The organism is Microcystis sp. M049S2, from assembly GCF_020245625.1.
Classification (GTDB): Bacteria; Cyanobacteriota; Cyanobacteriia; order Cyanobacteriales; family Microcystaceae; genus Microcystis; species Microcystis ichthyoblabe_A.
This window is the reverse complement of the sequence record NZ_JADBUN010000067.1, coordinates 1-15,493: the sequence shown is the minus strand read 5'-3', so window position 1 is coordinate 15,493 and position 15,493 is coordinate 1. Positions and strand designations below refer to the sequence as shown.

The 15,493-nt window shown below is 40.5% G+C and carries 17 protein-coding genes and 1 pseudogene; 3 read left to right on the top strand and 15 right to left on the bottom strand.

Annotated elements, in window-relative coordinates:
• Positions 1-141: pseudogene (locus IM496_RS05825) on the top strand (IS630 family transposase); the annotation flags it as partial.
• Between the two features lie 135 nt (positions 142-276).
• Here the strand turns inward: IM496_RS05825 and IM496_RS05820 are convergent.
• The 14 genes from IM496_RS05820 to IM496_RS05755 all read right to left on the bottom strand — a co-directional run bounded on the left by IM496_RS05820 (position 277) and on the right by IM496_RS05755 (position 10,996).
• Positions 277-432, bottom strand: coding sequence for a DUF2283 domain-containing protein (locus IM496_RS05820; RefSeq protein WP_228009612.1), 156 nt, complete (start codon positions 430-432; stop codon positions 277-279).
• Positions 411-665 (bottom strand): hypothetical protein, encoded by a 255-nt coding sequence (locus IM496_RS05815; protein ID WP_287661515.1) that lies wholly within the window; start codon positions 663-665, stop codon positions 411-413. The genes IM496_RS05820 and IM496_RS05815 overlap by 22 nt, the downstream gene beginning before the upstream one ends.
• A gap of 27 nt (positions 666-692) precedes the next feature.
• The gene (locus IM496_RS05810) at positions 693-1,589 is read right to left on the bottom strand and encodes a Uma2 family endonuclease (protein WP_287661514.1); all 897 of its coding nucleotides are present in this window, start codon (positions 1,587-1,589) and stop codon (positions 693-695) included.
• Positions 1,590-1,790: 201 nt separating this feature from the next.
• Positions 1,791-2,594 carry a Uma2 family endonuclease gene (locus tag IM496_RS05805; RefSeq protein ID WP_194015586.1) on the bottom strand — a complete coding sequence of 268 codons (804 nt, stop codon included), beginning with the start codon at positions 2,592-2,594 and terminating at the stop codon, positions 1,791-1,793.
• Between the two features lie 195 nt (positions 2,595-2,789).
• Positions 2,790-3,263: a DUF29 domain-containing protein gene (locus IM496_RS05800; protein WP_061431917.1), complete on the bottom strand. Its 474-nt coding sequence runs from the start codon at positions 3,261-3,263 to the stop codon at positions 2,790-2,792.
• 177 nt (positions 3,264-3,440) lie between these two features.
• Positions 3,441-3,842 carry a DUF3782 domain-containing protein gene (locus tag IM496_RS05795; protein ID WP_228009611.1) on the bottom strand — a complete coding sequence of 134 codons (402 nt, stop codon included), beginning with the start codon at positions 3,840-3,842 and terminating at the stop codon, positions 3,441-3,443.
• A gap of 58 nt (positions 3,843-3,900) precedes the next feature.
• Complete coding sequence (locus IM496_RS05790) at positions 3,901-4,122, bottom strand: type II toxin-antitoxin system RelB/DinJ family antitoxin (RefSeq protein ID WP_194015584.1); 222 nt, start codon at positions 4,120-4,122, stop codon at positions 3,901-3,903.
• A 159-nt stretch (positions 4,123-4,281) separates the two neighbouring features.
• Complete coding sequence (locus IM496_RS05785) at positions 4,282-5,655, bottom strand: hypothetical protein (RefSeq protein ID WP_194015582.1); 1,374 nt, start codon at positions 5,653-5,655, stop codon at positions 4,282-4,284.
• Positions 5,656-5,674: 19 nt separating this feature from the next.
• Positions 5,675-6,874 carry a glycosyltransferase family protein gene (locus tag IM496_RS05780; protein ID WP_194015580.1) on the bottom strand — a complete coding sequence of 400 codons (1,200 nt, stop codon included), beginning with the start codon at positions 6,872-6,874 and terminating at the stop codon, positions 5,675-5,677.
• A gap of 5 nt (positions 6,875-6,879) precedes the next feature.
• Positions 6,880-7,782, bottom strand: coding sequence for an FkbM family methyltransferase (locus IM496_RS05775; protein ID WP_287661513.1), 903 nt, complete (start codon positions 7,780-7,782; stop codon positions 6,880-6,882).
• A 28-nt stretch (positions 7,783-7,810) separates the two neighbouring features.
• Positions 7,811-9,316: a lipopolysaccharide biosynthesis protein gene (locus IM496_RS05770; protein WP_502861592.1), complete on the bottom strand. Its 1,506-nt coding sequence runs from the start codon at positions 9,314-9,316 to the stop codon at positions 7,811-7,813.
• A gap of 91 nt (positions 9,317-9,407) precedes the next feature.
• A complete protein-coding gene (locus IM496_RS05765) occupies positions 9,408-10,178 on the bottom strand; it encodes an FkbM family methyltransferase (RefSeq protein ID WP_228009610.1) in 771 nt (256 codons plus the stop codon).
• An 86-nt stretch (positions 10,179-10,264) separates the two neighbouring features.
• Positions 10,265-10,606, bottom strand: coding sequence for a coiled-coil domain-containing protein (locus tag IM496_RS05760; RefSeq protein WP_194015574.1), 342 nt, complete (start codon positions 10,604-10,606; stop codon positions 10,265-10,267).
• A gap of 90 nt (positions 10,607-10,696) precedes the next feature.
• The gene (locus tag IM496_RS05755) at positions 10,697-10,996 is read right to left on the bottom strand and encodes a hypothetical protein (RefSeq protein ID WP_194015572.1); all 300 of its coding nucleotides are present in this window, start codon (positions 10,994-10,996) and stop codon (positions 10,697-10,699) included.
• A 214-nt stretch (positions 10,997-11,210) separates the two neighbouring features.
• Here IM496_RS05755 and IM496_RS05750 point away from each other — a divergent pair, with 214 nt between their 5' ends.
• Together IM496_RS05750 and IM496_RS05745 are read left to right on the top strand one after the other, a co-directional pair.
• Entirely contained in the window at positions 11,211-13,523 is a 2,313-nt protein-coding gene (locus IM496_RS05750) for a GumC family protein (protein WP_194015570.1), read from the top strand.
• Positions 13,524-13,659: 136 nt separating this feature from the next.
• A complete protein-coding gene (locus IM496_RS05745; protein WP_194015568.1) occupies positions 13,660-15,117 on the top strand; it encodes a DASH family cryptochrome in 1,458 nt (485 codons plus the stop codon).
• Between the two features lie 107 nt (positions 15,118-15,224).
• On the opposite strand, the gene IM496_RS05740 is transcribed toward IM496_RS05745, so the two are convergent.
• Positions 15,225-15,493 (bottom strand): transposase (locus tag IM496_RS05740; RefSeq protein WP_287661512.1); only part of this gene is annotated, 269 nt, incomplete at its 5' end.

Sequence of the window (15,493 nt, the reverse complement as noted above, 5' to 3'; positions counted from 1 at the left end):
CCAGACATGGATAGTTTAAAACAAGAAATTAAGGCATGGGAAGAAAATCGAAATGAAAAGTCAAATTCAGTTGACTGGAGATTTACTACTGCTGATGCTCGTATTAAATTAAAAAAACTCTATCCCTCAATTCAAACTTGATAGACTACTAGGCAAAAAGCTAACGAAAGAATTAGGGATAGGAGCGAGCTTACTAGGAATTATTATTAATAAGTGAGAGATGGTGCGGCGAACTTTTTCGAGCTAAAACCATGAAAAGCTTATGCTATATGGATTTCAGCCTTCTTGTCCCCCTGTCAGATCATTGGCTCTTTGAGGGTTACGAAAGCTAATATATAAAACATCTGCTTCTTCATCATAATCTATCCAGATTCTTGAAGAAGGTGCGGTTAGCAAATAAGGAATTGATTTTAACAGATTGACTTCTGCCATAGGATGCCTCGCTTGATAATTTTTTCGCAGGAGGATGTCAAAAAAGCAGTTATGACAAATCCATCGTTCTTTAGTTCTTTATAGATGACGACTGCGTCTTTTCTTGAGATAACAGTTTTCGGATAATGTTTTAGTGCTATTAGCTCATCAGTCCATCCCTTAACAATCAAATCAGGTTCAGCAATAGTTTCTAGTACCATATCAATACATCCCGCCATGTAAGATACTTTCATGGCTTAGAAAATCCATTCATTATTTTCTCAATTTAACTGCCCGAATTGTTCCTGGTAACGAGCCAACAAAGCTTCTAGTTCTAGAACTCGCTGCCGTTCTCTTTCTGCGCGTTGGGTTTGCTGCTCGGCGCGTTGGGTTTGCTGCTCGGCGCGTTGGGTTTGCTGCTCGGCGCGTTGGGTTTGCTGCTCGGCGCGTTGAGCTTCTTGTTGGGCGCGTTGAGCTTCCTGCTCGGCGCGTTGGGTTTCCTGCTCGGCGCGTTGAGCTTCCTGTTCGGTAGGAGTCAGTATCCAATTGCCGTCTCGTCCGTACCAGCGCAGCCACAACCGCTCAATGCCTTGACAATTTCCTGCCCAAAGTCCCAATCCCAATTGTACTTCCTCTAGCCACAACTGCTGGTTTTCTAGTCTTAAAGGCTGATATTTTCCTGATTTTAAGGTAAATGCCTGCAATTGGTTGCTGTAGCGATCGAACACCACATAGTAGGGAATGCCTAAAATTCGTTCGTAAACTTCCCACTTGGCGGGAGGTTGGTTGATTCCCCGCACGGTACGCCCTAAATCTTCTGCTTCCGTTCCAGGACAGAGTAATTCGATGGCGATGAAGGGAACAATTTCTTCCTGCCAAATCACATAACTCAGGCGCAATTCCTCTCCTTGGTACAGCCGCGAGACTCCCAAAGCGGCAAACCAGTCCGGCCGCTTGTACCATTGGGGATGGTAAGGGTCGTAGTAGAGATTTAGATCGCTGGCGATAAATATTTGTTCGGCAGGATAGTTAGAAGGTCGAAAGGTCTGGCGCAATAATTCGGGTTGGAAGAGATGAAATTCGTCAGGCAAGCCAGGTTCCTCCAGGTTTTCGCTGGGGAGGTCGTACATGGTTGGTAACATTTCTTTGGGTGGAAGGGACGGCGTTCTCTGGTACATGGGGGGAATGTTGCTAGTTTGGTGTTTAGTTTAGCAAGATAATATGGCATTCATGTCAATTTTAGACCCCTGAACGCCGCAAGCCTTGATGCACAATAAATCGGAACAGTCGTCAATTCCTCGTTCTCCATTGGTGAAAATGCCGATTCAAAAATGAACTACCCCACCAGGAGAGTCTTACCAAAATCCGCCCCGAGGAAGTTAGAGACTTTCGGGATTAATCCCCAATTCCCTGAGTTTAGCCGCCAATCGCTCGGCTTTTTCTTCGGCTTCTTCAGCTTTCTGTTGTGCTTCCTCAGCTTTCTGTTGTGCTTCCTCAGCTTTCTGTTGTGCTTCCTCAGCTTTCTGTTGTGCTTCCTCAGCTTTCTGTTGTGCTTCCTCAGCCAACTCTCGCGGGGTTGGTAACAACATTCCATCTAAAGTCGCCCAGCGAATCCAGACGGTTGTTACCCCCCTATATTTTCCCTGCCAACGAACTAAAGCTAATCCCAAACGACCGCTGATTAGCCATCCTTTCTCGTTGGGTTGCCGCGGTTCATATAGGCCATCAACTAAGACAAATTCGGCGAAATCTTCAGGATTAAAAGGATCGTACCAGAAATATTCAGGGACTCGTAACTTATCTTGATAAATCTGTTTTTTCTCGGTTTTGTCTATTTGGGCGGTACTTTCTGAGAGTAGTTCAATCACTACATCGGGGGCTTTTCCCTCCTCCCAAGTAACCCAACTTTTTCGCTCCCCTTTTGGTACGTCTAAGACGGCAAAAAAATCAGGTCCTTTGAAGTCTTGATTTTTCAGTTGTGCTGTACTGAAATAGACGAACATATTGCCACTGGCATAACCATCTTCTCGTTGGTCTAGCCAAGGTGATATAGTGTCTATTAACAGATCCATCTGCCATTTATGCCTTTGAGTTTCCATGGGTACTCCATCATCGCAGGGAAGTTCATCTTGCGTGGGTAATGCAGTTAACTGCATCGGTTGACTAAGCGTCAGAGTTTCCATATTTATGTCCTATATTTTGGGTTTAGTTATTTAGATTTCGTAGATTTTTTGCCCTCTTTCATGCAAATGTTACTTTAATTGACTGGCTATAGCAATTCTAAATGATTCGTGAACAGGCAGGGGGCTTAAGCCCCTTGTTCAGCTACCCGTTGTCAAGGGTTTAGGGATTACTATATGTTACATCACAATTCTAGGCTAAGACTCATTTAAGTAGAAATCATCATCCAAGAGCTGCTCAATTGAAAAAGGACAGGTGATTGGATACTCATTTTCTAATGGTATGCGAACGCCAAATTTAGCTTTTTTTCCATCTCTAATTGCCAGCTGGCGAGCGTCTGGATAGACTGAGGAAACTGCTGTTGACAGATAGGGATTGAGAGATGGAGTATCTCGTAAGCTTTTTTGAACTCGCTGCCGGTGTTCGTTGATTGAATCATACCAACTGCCTGTCATAGTCTCAGGCGCATCGCCTTGTATCTTGAGCTTGAGTAAATGAGCCAACAAAACCATTAGGTTACTTTCTAAGGCTCTTTTTTCTGACTTGCCCAAGTCTTGTAATTCCTCAATTAAGTGTTCAACGTCTAGTCGTTCAAATTGACGATCTTTTAATTGTTGGATTGTCTGCTCAATCCACAGGTCAAAATCAGAATCATATAAAATAGTGGACATTTCTCGCAGTTTTATTAATGATATAACTTCGACAAGCCTAATATTAACAAATATTGTGCGTTTTGTCAATTGGCGATCACCTGATAATTTCCTTGTACTATTTATCTTCCTTAACCTTTCTTTTATTAACTGACTTCTACATCTCTTGCAGAACTATCAACTTCTATTCCTAAATTTTTAGCTATTTGCTGCGCTTGGAAATCTACCGTCAGTGAAATAACTATCTTGCAGTTGGATTTTTGTTGGTGTCGCTGCTGATAAAATTGTACTTTTACTTATAGAGGATTGGATTTCGCCAATTATCAACAGTCCATTTTTGATTAACAAATCCAATTCTATTTGGTCTGGTCTGCCAAAGACTTCGCCTTCGTCATCATATTCAGTAATATTAATCACCTGCACTCCGAAAGACTCTTCTAAAATTGCTTTCAGAGCATCGCGGAAAGATTCCTCCGAGTGCAGTCCCCCTATCGATGCCAAAGCACCAACACTACTGTGGTAATCGTCCCGTATTTCCCTATCTTGGAGAATTTCGGCGATTTCTTGGCGGATAATCGCCTTAATTTCTTCTTGTGTCATGATTTTTAGATCGCAGGCCACCTCTTTAATTCTATTATATCGAAGGCGATTGCGGCTCTCAGTGCCAGATATAGATGCCAAGTTTATCAAACATATCTTCTGCACTTTGACAACTTACCATCTCTTCTTCTCGGTCGGTCTTTTTAAAGGTTTCCTCGGTTGTTTTGTTGGGAATGTTAACAGAAAAAGGTAGCCCCTTATTCAAGGCAACCTGTTGATAAAGTAAGGTGATTGACGCGGCTTTTATCGATCCTAATTGTTGAAAAATTTCTTCAAACATTTCCTTTAATTAAGACTCAAGATTAGCTGTTATTGACATTTTATTTGTCAGAGTAAATTGCAAGAAAAATCGCTTCTCAGTTAATTGTGGCTCCTATACAATTTTTCAGCTTCAGTACAGGACAAAAAGCTTAAAGATTGCTTTGTGTCTATTTATTAATTACTCAAAGAAAATGCCCAGACCATGCTTTCTAATATGTGAGTAAGCACCAAAAGCAAAACCAATTCCCAAAGAATTAAATTGACTGTAACCACCCGCAAGCAACAGCAATACAGCCCACCCAAATACCCCTGGTAGGACGGTGAGCAAAGCAGTTCGTTTGAGATAATCTAATCGGTGCGGTTTCACAATGGATTTTATAAATAATAGGGGAAGTTTTACATATAAAATAAAAACAACAAAACCGAACATAATCAATCCGCCCTTAAGCAAAAAAGTCAAAACACCTATATGGAAAGCGTTAATTTCATAGCCCAATACTGAGAAAAACGTTGCGCCTAAACCCTTACCAAATAAAAATTCAATTTCATCTTGCAAAACTTGAAGCCCTCCGATGGCCTCCTCAATTCGCAATTCGGAAGATTGTGCAGTAGAGTGGTCAGGATTGAAAAGCCTTTCAAAGATTAAACTATTCTGGAATAGATCCGCGAATAACTGCTCAAAATTAATAAAAAATACGGCGACTACCAGAAAGATACCGATCAAGAATAATAGATAAATCAACCGCTTTGGCTGTTTTAGAGATGATTTAGTAGTTAGGGCTCCATTAGATATGCGATAAGATAAACCAAAAGCAGCGAAAATTACTACAGTTAGTACAGATAAGGTAACAGATCTCGTTGCTCCAAGAAATCCCAAAGAATAAAGGTGAATCGCAACTAATCCCAATATTGAGATTGTCCAAAACCAGCCCTGCCGACATAATACACCAAGAGCAATTCCAGTCAGTGGTAGGAGTAAAGAGGAATATGCCCATGTATTCCAATCTATGATTCTTACTTGCAGTCCTGCACTATCAAGAGCGTTCATTCTCTCAGCTTGCAGTGAAATAGAATAGTAAATAAATACAGTTAAAACAGAGACGAGTGAAGTAAGTTGTATTTTGGGGCGATAGGAATTAGCGATAATGCGAAACATTGCCAAGCCACCTATCAGCCATAAACAAACAGATAAATCCGTCATTATCCAATTAATACTATTGCCAAAAAGTTGCCAGCCCATCCAGGTATAAAAGATAACAACAGCCCCATAGAAAATTCCTGTTTTGCCCAATAACAAGCGACGAAATTCTCTATCAATAAGGAAGGCGGAGCAAACAAGAATAACAAAAGCAAGGCTTGTACCTGATGCTACACCTACCTTGACTGCGCTGCGTTGTTCCATGTCAAATTGGGCATTCAAAAAATCAGAAAAAGTCAGCAAAAATAGACTGACATAAAGAATCGAGGTTGCGGCAAGCTTGATAAAGTAAGCTTGAAGGTATTTTTTTTTCTTGGAAATAGTGAGAGTTGGCAGCGGTTGAAAGATGCTCATTACTAATAAAATACAGATTTTACACAAACTCTAAAATTTTCTGAAAAGCAGAGATCAATTGATCGATTGAATGCAGGTGTCTATACCCTTCAAAATCTGGCTGGATAGAAAGATTGCCGGTGGAGAGTTCCTCATGCAATCTTTCTAAGATGCTAACACACTGAGACACACTTCCTCCTTCAATCCCATAGCCAAGATTAAACTTCTGAACCCGTTCGCCCATACAGTAGTTTTTGCTGGCGATTACAGGTTTCTCGAAGATTGCTGCTTTAATCAATACGTTGACGCTGGGAAAGAAATTTTCATAGGCAGCATAAAGGACATCGCATACCTGAATAATGGCATTGAATTGTGCCTCAGTAGGAATCCGAGTTAAATGGAAGAAACAGTTGTCTGGGTTTACTTTGACAATCTCCTCAATTTTCGCCAGTTCTACGGCTGTAAATGCTGGTTCAGCCAGCCTACCTGCAAAGACAAAAAACCAGCGATTGCTCACTTGTTGAGAAACTTCCAGAAGTGTAAGTGTTCCTTTCCGCTTATCTAGAGATCCCAACAAACCAATGATCTTCCTGCCAGCAGCTTTAGCACGAATTTTTTGGGTAATCTCAAAGCTCATATCGGGTGGCGATTCATCGGTAAAATCAGGAAAAATGACCACAGGTTTATTAAGCTTCTGCTGTAACTTGTCAGCAATACCTTCGTCTAGCACGGCAACTACTGGACAGTGGGAAGATTTTAGCACTGATAAGGGATTTAAGATGCCGTGGCGCATCCACTCAAGTTTTGGTGGTATCCGTAGGTAGCCAGGTTGAAAATAAAGCCCTGACCAAGGATAGGGAAAGATGGTGTCGGTGATAGCGGGAATTAATCCTAAGTATGTATCAAGCCAGGCGAAAAAGGTGATATCGGGGGTTTTGCCTAGCTTTGAGGAAATTTCTTGGATACTCTGAGCGACTCGTTGCCAGCGGGCTACAGCCATTGCTCTCGCCTGCAACCGGCGACCAGAAAACTGACTTGGCGAGGGTTCATGCAACTCAAAGGAGTGAAAGTTACTTGCCAACTCTGGACAGTGGCTGGCAATCCACAGGTTCATCTCTTCCGGTTCGGGACACAGAGAGATTACTTCATTTCCCAGGTCTAGTAGCGTCTTGGCGAAAAACTTCAGGTAGGTAGGGTGGTGGCCACCCCACAAGGTATCAACTAGGGCGATGGTTTTCAAAGCTTTTAACTCTGGTTCTTAGATTTCTGTGATACGGCCACGAACATATGATTGCCTATACTAACCTTACTTATGTCATTTTCAAGCAATGGCTCAAGCCGGCCGTAGGAACCCAGTTTAAACCAATTATAGCCACAATCCCTAAGCATTAAGATAATGTCTGAAGGGTGATAACCAAAGGCTTTTGACATTTCATCGGTAATTTCTATTAAAAGTCGAGAGATTTTTTGGGATTGAAACATTTCCAGCATTCCCTTGAGTACAAGGTATTCTCCGCCTTCAACATCAAGTTTCATTAAATCTATATGCTGTACATTATTCTTTTGTAACCAGGTAGAACCCTGAAAAAGTTGAACTGGTATTGTCTTAAATTTATCGGGAGCTGCTGAAGGATGAATAATCTTGCCCAATGAGTTATAAACTTCCATGCCTGGTGCGCCTGAATTGAATTCTACAATCTCATCTTTTTCTCCAAAACCAGACTGATGTATTTCCAGGTTATTAAATTTGTTCAACTCCTTATTTTTTTTCAGTAGATTGAAGGCAAATTCTCCCGGTTCAAAAGCTATAACACGACCGCTTGGAGTTACTATTTTAGAGCAAAACAGCGAGAAGTAGCCAACGTTAGCACCAATATCCAGAAAAGTTTGTCCAGGCTTGAGATGATCGCGGATGAAATCAAGTGATTCAGGTTCAAATATATATTTAGTATAGCCAATTGTAAAGTACATATCTGGGTGGATTACCATTGGCAGATTGATTCCTGGCATTATATCTACCAACTCTTGACCTTTGGCTTTTGCTGCTTCTAATTTAAGCTGATTTTGCCGAAAAAGGTTTTGCTCTAATTGCAATTGTCGGGCTATTGCTCTTGTTAACCTTCTTGAAAAAATTTTTAAGCTTTTCACAATTATGTACTCCTTATATACAAAAAAATTATAATGATTTAATACCCATCAAACGAAAAACTAATTTTTCTGGAATGCTCAATTTTGCAAAAACTAATGACACAGCTTTGACTAGAGTTTTGAGGCGATATATACCGCCAAAATAAGAGGCTTCAATACGAGGAATTGAGAAAATTGCCACTATATAAAAAATAATCATTGTAGCGATTTGTATTCCAGTATTTGCTTTTATATAAATAAGTATAGCATGAAAACAACAAGCTACAACCATCAATAACAAAGACGAGTATAGAGGTTTAATTAACCAACGATAAAAAGTCATCCAGTCCATCTTAGGCTGAAGACGGCGAGACAAATAAATTGTTCCAACAAACGTCATTAGCTGTCCCAGCACCGCATATTGAAAACCAAACATTAAAGCAAATGTAACAAAAAATGGTAGATAACCAAGCCCGATAATCATGTGAAAAATCCAGTTACCTCTTGCATCTCCTTTACTTAGTCCGAAAAAAAATGGTACGATCGCATTGCCATGAATATAGCCTACCCAACAGAAAATAAACAACTGAAAACTAGCTTTGCTAGAAAATTCCGCACTGACCATGATAGTCAATAAAGCTGGACCAGCAATAATCAATCCTGAATAGACAAAACCTGCAATTAACCCAATAAACCAGCGCAAGCGGTCTTCGATTTGTTCTGCTACCACTTCTAATTTATCTCCTTGAGCCGAGAGCATGGGAAATAGATAAGAAGACTGTCCAACTAACATTTGGTGAACTGTTATATAAATTCTTTGAGCAAAGGTGTAAAAAGGTAAAGAAGAACTGCCAAATACAGAAGTTAAAAATATTTTATCAACACCATCAAAAAATATAACTTTTATCTGAGTCATGTAAACCCATTTCCCAAAAGACCAAAGCTCGATAAACATCGCTTGATCCCAGGAAGGAAGTGTCAAAAATCCCAGGATTTTAGTGACTATAAACCCCGTACATAAACAATTTAGTAAAGATAGAGTTAAACTAATTATTCCCAAGGTTAAAATATTGGGAAAGGCTTTCAAAAAAGTGATTCCCAAAATACCATTGGCTAACATAAAAGTAGTATTAATTTTAGTCTGCCAGTCAAATCTTTGAAGAGAACTCAGAAATATATTAAAATAACCAGTGATTTGTTGTAACAAAAATGCTAATCCTAATAATATACAGTACCAACGTCCTATAGAAGCATTTCCTTCGTATTTACTCCACTGAACAATCCAAGCAGAACCGAAAGCAAAAATACAAAACCCAAACAATCCAAAAGCTAGAGAAGTCGCAAAACAGACACCAGCTATTTTCTGAATTTCTTGATAATTCTTTTCTTCATGAGCGCGACTAATCAACCGGGTTGCAGCAGTACCCAGTCCCAAACCGCTAAAGGTGTTGTTAATGCCAACAATAGTCGCAATGGCAATGGCAAATCCAGCCTCCGCTTCTCCCAACCAGCGAATCGTTAACCCGGCAAACAGAAATCCTAAGATGGCTGTCATTAGAGAACCGATAGCAGTCCACTTAGAATTATTAACAGCTTTGGCAAGTAGATTGCTCAACTAAATAGGCTCCTTTTTGATCCCGCTCTAATTACATAACATCAGTGTTCTTAAATATAGCATCCATTTGCAGTATTTCTGAAGGATTTTCATGGTATCGCCATTCAAATCCTTTGCCAACCATAATATATTTATTCTCTTCTAGTAGTTTGATGATTTCCCATAAATAGGGTTGCTCTCGATAAAACTGACGAAATGATAATTCAATCACTAAGTATTTGGATTTTTTTAGTAAATTCATACTGCCCTTTAAAACCTCAAGCTCAAAACCTTGAACATCTAGTTTAATTACATCAGGGATTGGTAGATTATCATTGGCATATATTGCATCTAAAGTTCTAATTTCTACCTCCTCCATATCCTGCTGGTTTTGTGAAATACTATTGGGAAAATATTTATTTTGTTCTTCAGAATCAAGAAAAGATGCTGAAGAAGTTCCTCCTTTAATTAATAACTTATCTTCCTTTTCACCTAATCCACAATGGTAAATAACTTTGCTAACTCCGGGTAAAGATAAAGATTGCAATTTTTCTTGATACTGAGATTGGGGTTCAAAAAAAACCACGTGTTCCAAAGTGGGACTCATTTGACTCAAAACATAAGTCCAGTTACCAGCATTTGCCCCTATATCACAGAGACACTTTGGTTGAATAAATTTCAGCAATACATCTATGGTCTCAAAACAATCTATATATCTGAATATACTTGATTCACATCCAAAATATTCGATTCTCTTCGATAGCCGAAACATCCTACTCGAGAAACCTTTTAACAATTTAGCCAACAATAATTTTTGTTCCATGATAGTCAATTAATTATTTTGTCAATTAGTTCCACAAAAGGTTAGGTTAAATTGTCGAGACGCGACCGCCACCAGTTTCCTCAAGCTTATGATTGATTTTCTGGTTTAATTTGCCGAATCAAATAGCGAACTTCTGACAGCAAAACCTCAAAACGCTTGTCTGACTCTTCCTGTCTTTGCCTGATTTCGGCAATTTCTGCTTGCCGAGCTTCATTTTCTCGCTGTTGTTGAGCAGCTATTTGTAACAGTGCTTGTGCAGTTATTCTTACCCCATCTACTGATTCTCTGACTTCCGATACCGATTCTCGCAATTCCGAAACTGAGTCTCTGACTTCCGATACCGATTCTCGCAATTCCGAAACTGAGTCTGCTAATTCATCTAGCATCTCATCTGTCCATCTCGTCCGTTCCCCATCCCGTTTTGTCATGGCTTGTTTTTCTCCCTTCTCAGTTTCAATAGCTGCTTAAATTGTAGGTAATCGTAATTATAGACTCGATCTCCGCCATTTCCCTCAAGCTTATGATTGATTTTCTGGTTTAATTTGCCGAATCAAATAGCGAACTTCTGACAGCAAAACCTCAAAACGCTTGTCTGACTCTTGCTGTCTTTGTCTCATTTCATCCATATTACGCTGTTGCTGTGCTGCAATCTCGAGTAAAGCTTGTGCTGTCAGCCGTACTCCATCCACTGAATCTCTAACTTCTGAAACCGATTCTCTCAATTCCGAAACCGATCCCCTCAATCCTGAAACCGAGTCTGCTAATTCATCTAGCATCTCATTTGTCCATCTGAGGTGTCCAGCCGAGCTTCCTGTCATGGCTGACTTTTCCCCTTTTTTAATAATCAATTTTCTGAACGGTGGGTAGGATTATCAGCAAGCTTGACCATAAGACGAGGCTGGACAAAAATTAGCAGTTCTGGAAAAACTAGAGTTATCATCGTAGCACGGTGTTATGATTAAGCGGTGATTGATCGAGCCAGATTGCTACCGCAAAATCTTTTAATAGAGTTATCCCTTGAATATTTGATTAATGATGAACAACCAACAAAACGGGGCCTTGAAAACCCAAAGCCAAGAAAATCTGCCAGTCTTTGCTCAACCGGCTTTTATCCCCTCCCCGACGCAGGAAGAAGAGGAACTCAATCTGCGTCAATTGCTTTCCGTCATCAAGCATCGCTGGTGGTTAATCGCTGGCATCACCCTAGGGTTGACGAGTGCGATCGCTGTTTATACTTTCTTAAAAACCCCTATCTATCAAGGTAAATTCCTGCTGCTCATCGGTCAACCCATCGAGGAAAATAAAAGTTCTTCCAGACTGGCAGCCCAAGATATCCTGCCTCAGTTAGGTGGAGAGAACATCGATTATGATACCCAAATCGCTGTTTTAACCAGTCCTCAACTCCTTAACCCCATCCTTAGTAAAATAACTCCTAAGTATCCCGATTTTACCTACAGTGATTTAATTAGTAAAACTGGCAAATCTAATCTCGAAATTAGTCAGTTAAAAGAGACGAAAGTTTTAGCAATTTCCTATCAAAATGAGGAACCGGAAAAAATTAAGTTGGTTTTAGACAATTTAGCCCGTCATTACCTCAACTATAGTTCTCAGGAACGAAAGACCGAAATTAATCAAGGCTTAGATTTTGTTAACGCTCAATTGCCCGTGCTGCAGGAACGAGTTAATTCTCTACAAAAACAAATGCAGCAATTTCGGCAGCAATACAATTTCCTCGATCCCGATAAAGAGGCGACTCGTTTATCACAACAGTTAACCAATACTGAACAAGATTATCGGGCAGCCCAAGTTGCCCTTAACGAAATTAACTCTCGCTATCAGGCTTTACAGCAACAGGTGGGATTGGCCCCCGATCAAGCAATTATCGCTACTTATCTCAGTGAATCTCCCGGTTATCAAGATTTGCTCAAGCAGCTGCAGGAAGTAGAAGTGGAATTGGCCAAACAATCGGCAGTTTTTGCCAAAGATAGCCCGATAATCGCCACCCTAGAGGAAAAACGCGCTAATTTACTGCCCCTACTGCAAAACGAGGCACAGAGAACCCTAGGGGAAAAACTGCCCCAGACAGTGGGTAATTCCCCGGCTTTGGTATCACGGAGTGCTCTGCGGGTAGAATTAACCCAGCAATTGGTGGAAGCCGCTAACAGTCGCCAAACCCTAGAAATTAAGGTAGAATCCCTTGCCCAGGCCCTCGAACAACAGAAAGCCTCGGTCAAAAATCTGGCGGTTTTAGCCCGTCGCTATACGGATTTGCAACGAGAATTGGAAATCGCCACCACCAGCCTTAACCGTTTTCTGGAGCAACAGCAAAAATTACAGTTACAGGTGGCACAACAAGTGGTGCCTTGGCAACTAATTTCCCCACCAGAAGTAAGAGAAAACTTCGTTTCCCCTAAACCCGCGCGAAATCTGGCTTTAGGGGTTATCGGTGGCCTTTTATTAGGACTGGGGGCAGCCTTTTTAGCTGAAAGATTAGACCCCGTTCACCACAGTGCAGATGAAATAAAAGAAGATACCAAACTACCCCTTTTGGGCGCAATTCCCTGGCAAAAAGACCTCGGTATGATCGAAAAAGTGATCACCGCGGCCCTACCTCAGTTAACAGTCGGCGATCGCAAAATTACTATCCCTAATACTACTGGGAAATCGGCCGACGAAAACCCCTCCTACTATAATTTCTCCCCCTTCTCGGAAGCTTTCCGCACCCTCAACACCAATATTCGCCTCCTCGGTTCCGATTCCCCCCGCAAGTCCCTCGTGATTAGTTCTGTATCACCGGGAGATGGTAAAACCACCATATCAATGAATATCGCTAAGGCCGCCGCTGGTATGGGACAAAGAGTTTTACTGGTGGATGCCGACCTGCGACGACCCCAGGTTCACCTGCGACTTAATCTCGATAACGACCACGGCCTTAGTAATGTCATCGCTGAGGGTCTCGATTGGAACGAAGCGATTCAACCTCTACCCCGCTACGAGAATTTATCGATTCTTACCGCCGGTCCAATTCCCCCGGATCCAACCCGCTTGCTTTCTTCCCAGAGAATGCAGGAGATGATCTCGCAATTACAGCAAGAGCAAGCCTTCGATCTAATTATCTATGATCTACCACCTCTCGCCGCTTTTGCCGATGCGAAAATTCTCGCCGCCATGGCCACCGGACTGATTCTCGTCACCAAACTGGGCAAAACCGATCGCTTTGTGCTTAAAAATCTGCTCGAAGATCTGAGATTATCTCACATTTCTGTGTTAGGTTTAGTGGCTAATAATGTTAGTCGGAAAGACCACAATTATCGTTACTATGGCCATTACTACGGGAAGAGATAATTACAATAAAGATATATCCCCCCTTAATAAGGGGGGTTTCGATCCCCCCTTAATCCCTCCTTAATAAGGGGGGTGTCTGATGGTTTTTAACACCTAACTACTTATTGATCGGTTATCAACTTTTAATTGATGTTAAATGCGGGTTTTAATCTGGTATCGCAATGATCTGCGAGTTCACGATCATGAGGCAATTTATCGAGCTATTCAAGAACAATTAGAGATAATTCCCTTCTATTGTTTTGATGAGCGTCAATTTGGTTTTACTTCCTACGGGTTTCCTAAAACTGGTAAGTTCCGGGCTAAATTTTTATTAGAAAGCGTAGCAAATTTACAACAATCTCTGGAAGGTTTAGGCAGTAATTTAATTATCCGACGGGGAAAACCAGAAGAAATTATCCCGCAATTAGTTCAAGAATTGCAGATAGCCAAGGTTTATTATCATCAAGAGGTGACAGCAGAGGAATTAGCGGTAGAAAAAGCTGTAAATAAGGCTTTATCCAGGGTTCCTGTGCAGATAAAAACTTTTTGGACAGCCACTTTATATCATCCTGATGATTTACCTTTTACCATTAATCAACTGCCGGAATTATTTACTAATTTTCGTAAACAAGTAGAACGTCATTGGGAAATAAGAAGAACTTATCCCAATCCGAAAAAGTTGACAAAATTACCTAAAATAGATTGGGGAAACCTTCCCAGTTTAAACGATTTAGGCTTAACAGAATCAATTCTAGACCGGGGAGGTGTTTTGTCGTTTCAAGGGGGTGAAATGGCGGGAAAATCACGGGTTAAAGAATATATTTGGGATAGTGATTCCTTAAAAACCTATAAGGAAACCCGCAATGAAATGTTAGGGACTAATTATTCCTCAAAGTTCTCAGCTTGGTTAAGTTTTGGCTGTCTTTCCCCCCGTTATATCTATGAGGAAGTACAAAAATATGAGCAAACAAGAGTAAAAAATGACTCTACCTATTGGCTAATTTTTGAATTATTGTGGCGAGATTTTTTCCGATTTATTTGCAGTAAACACGGGAATAAAATTTTCTATAAATCTGGTTTGCAAGAACTTAATTTACCTTGGTTAGAAGATTGGGAAAGATTTAATCTTTGGTGTGAGGGAAAAACCGGTTATCCCCTTGTAGATGCTAATATGAGAGAATTAGCCTCGACAGGATTTATGTCAAATCGTGGCCGGCAAAATGTCGCTAGTTTTCTGACCAAAAATCTCGGTATTGATTGGTGTATGGGAGCAGAATGGTTCGAGTCATTATTAGTTGATTACGATGTCTGTAGTAATTGGGGTAATTGGAATTATACTGCTGGTGTCGGCAATGATGCACGAGGATTTCGTTATTTTAATATCCCAAAACAGTCGAAAGATTATGATCCCAAAGGTGATTATTTACGTCACTGGTTGCCCGAATTAGCCCGAATAAAAGGCGATAAAGTTCACGAACCTTATAAATTATCTCCAGAGGAACAAAAGCGTTATGGGGTGATTTTAGGGGTTAATTATCCCCGTGCCATTGTCGATTTTTTTCAATCGATCAAACACAACGAAAAAATTTATCTTCAGCATTTCAGTAATCAGTAATCAGTGGACTTCTACCTAATATTATCTCAAGACTATAATTCTTTCTAGACAAGAAACTTACCCAAATAAAAATGATTTTAATGTCCCTATATTTTTCAGTTAAGTAGCTAGGCAGAATTAAACTTAAAACAGTGAGTTTCGTATCCTCCTTTTTGAGCGCGAGCTTCGATCCATTGTTTAACAGCGATCGCTAAATCGTACTCATCGGGAAAAATTTGACCTGCCAGTTCATGAATTTTCAATTGATGCCATTCAATTTCAATAAGATTCATTTCAGAGGAATATTTGGGCAGTTGAAAGAAAAATAATCCTTGCTGCTGCCACTTATCCCAATATTCTCTGACTTGCTTGCTCGTATGAATGGGATGATTATCTT

Coding starts and splice junctions, on each gene's coding strand:
- IM496_RS05745 (WP_194015568.1), top strand. CDS start 13,660: ATGCGGGTTTTAATCTGGTATCGCAATGATCTGCGAGTTCACGATCAT.
- IM496_RS05790 (WP_194015584.1), bottom strand. CDS start 4,122: ATGTTTGAAGAAATTTTTCAACAATTAGGATCGATAAAAGCCGCGTCA.
- IM496_RS05805 (WP_194015586.1), bottom strand. CDS start 2,594: ATGGAAACTCTGACGCTTAGTCAACCGATGCAGTTAACTGCATTACCC.
- IM496_RS05755 (WP_194015572.1), bottom strand. CDS start 10,996: ATGACAGGAAGCTCGGCTGGACACCTCAGATGGACAAATGAGATGCTA.
- IM496_RS05760 (WP_194015574.1), bottom strand. CDS start 10,606: ATGACAAAACGGGATGGGGAACGGACGAGATGGACAGATGAGATGCTA.
- IM496_RS05795 (WP_228009611.1), bottom strand. CDS start 3,842: ATGACACAAGAAGAAATTAAGGCGATTATCCGCCAAGAAATCGCCGAA.
- IM496_RS05770 (WP_502861592.1), bottom strand. CDS start 9,316: ATGACAGCCATCTTAGGATTTCTGTTTGCCGGGTTAACGATTCGCTGG.
- IM496_RS05765 (WP_228009610.1), bottom strand. CDS start 10,178: ATGGAACAAAAATTATTGTTGGCTAAATTGTTAAAAGGTTTCTCGAGT.
- IM496_RS05750 (WP_194015570.1), top strand. CDS start 11,211: ATGATGAACAACCAACAAAACGGGGCCTTGAAAACCCAAAGCCAAGAA.
- IM496_RS05785 (WP_194015582.1), bottom strand. CDS start 5,655: ATGAGCATCTTTCAACCGCTGCCAACTCTCACTATTTCCAAGAAAAAA.
- IM496_RS05800 (WP_061431917.1), bottom strand. CDS start 3,263: ATGTCCACTATTTTATATGATTCTGATTTTGACCTGTGGATTGAGCAG.
- IM496_RS05820 (WP_228009612.1), bottom strand. CDS start 432: ATGGCAGAAGTCAATCTGTTAAAATCAATTCCTTATTTGCTAACCGCA.
- IM496_RS05815 (WP_287661515.1), bottom strand. CDS start 665: ATGAAAGTATCTTACATGGCGGGATGTATTGATATGGTACTAGAAACT.
- IM496_RS05810 (WP_287661514.1), bottom strand. CDS start 1,589: ATGTACCAGAGAACGCCGTCCCTTCCACCCAAAGAAATGTTACCAACC.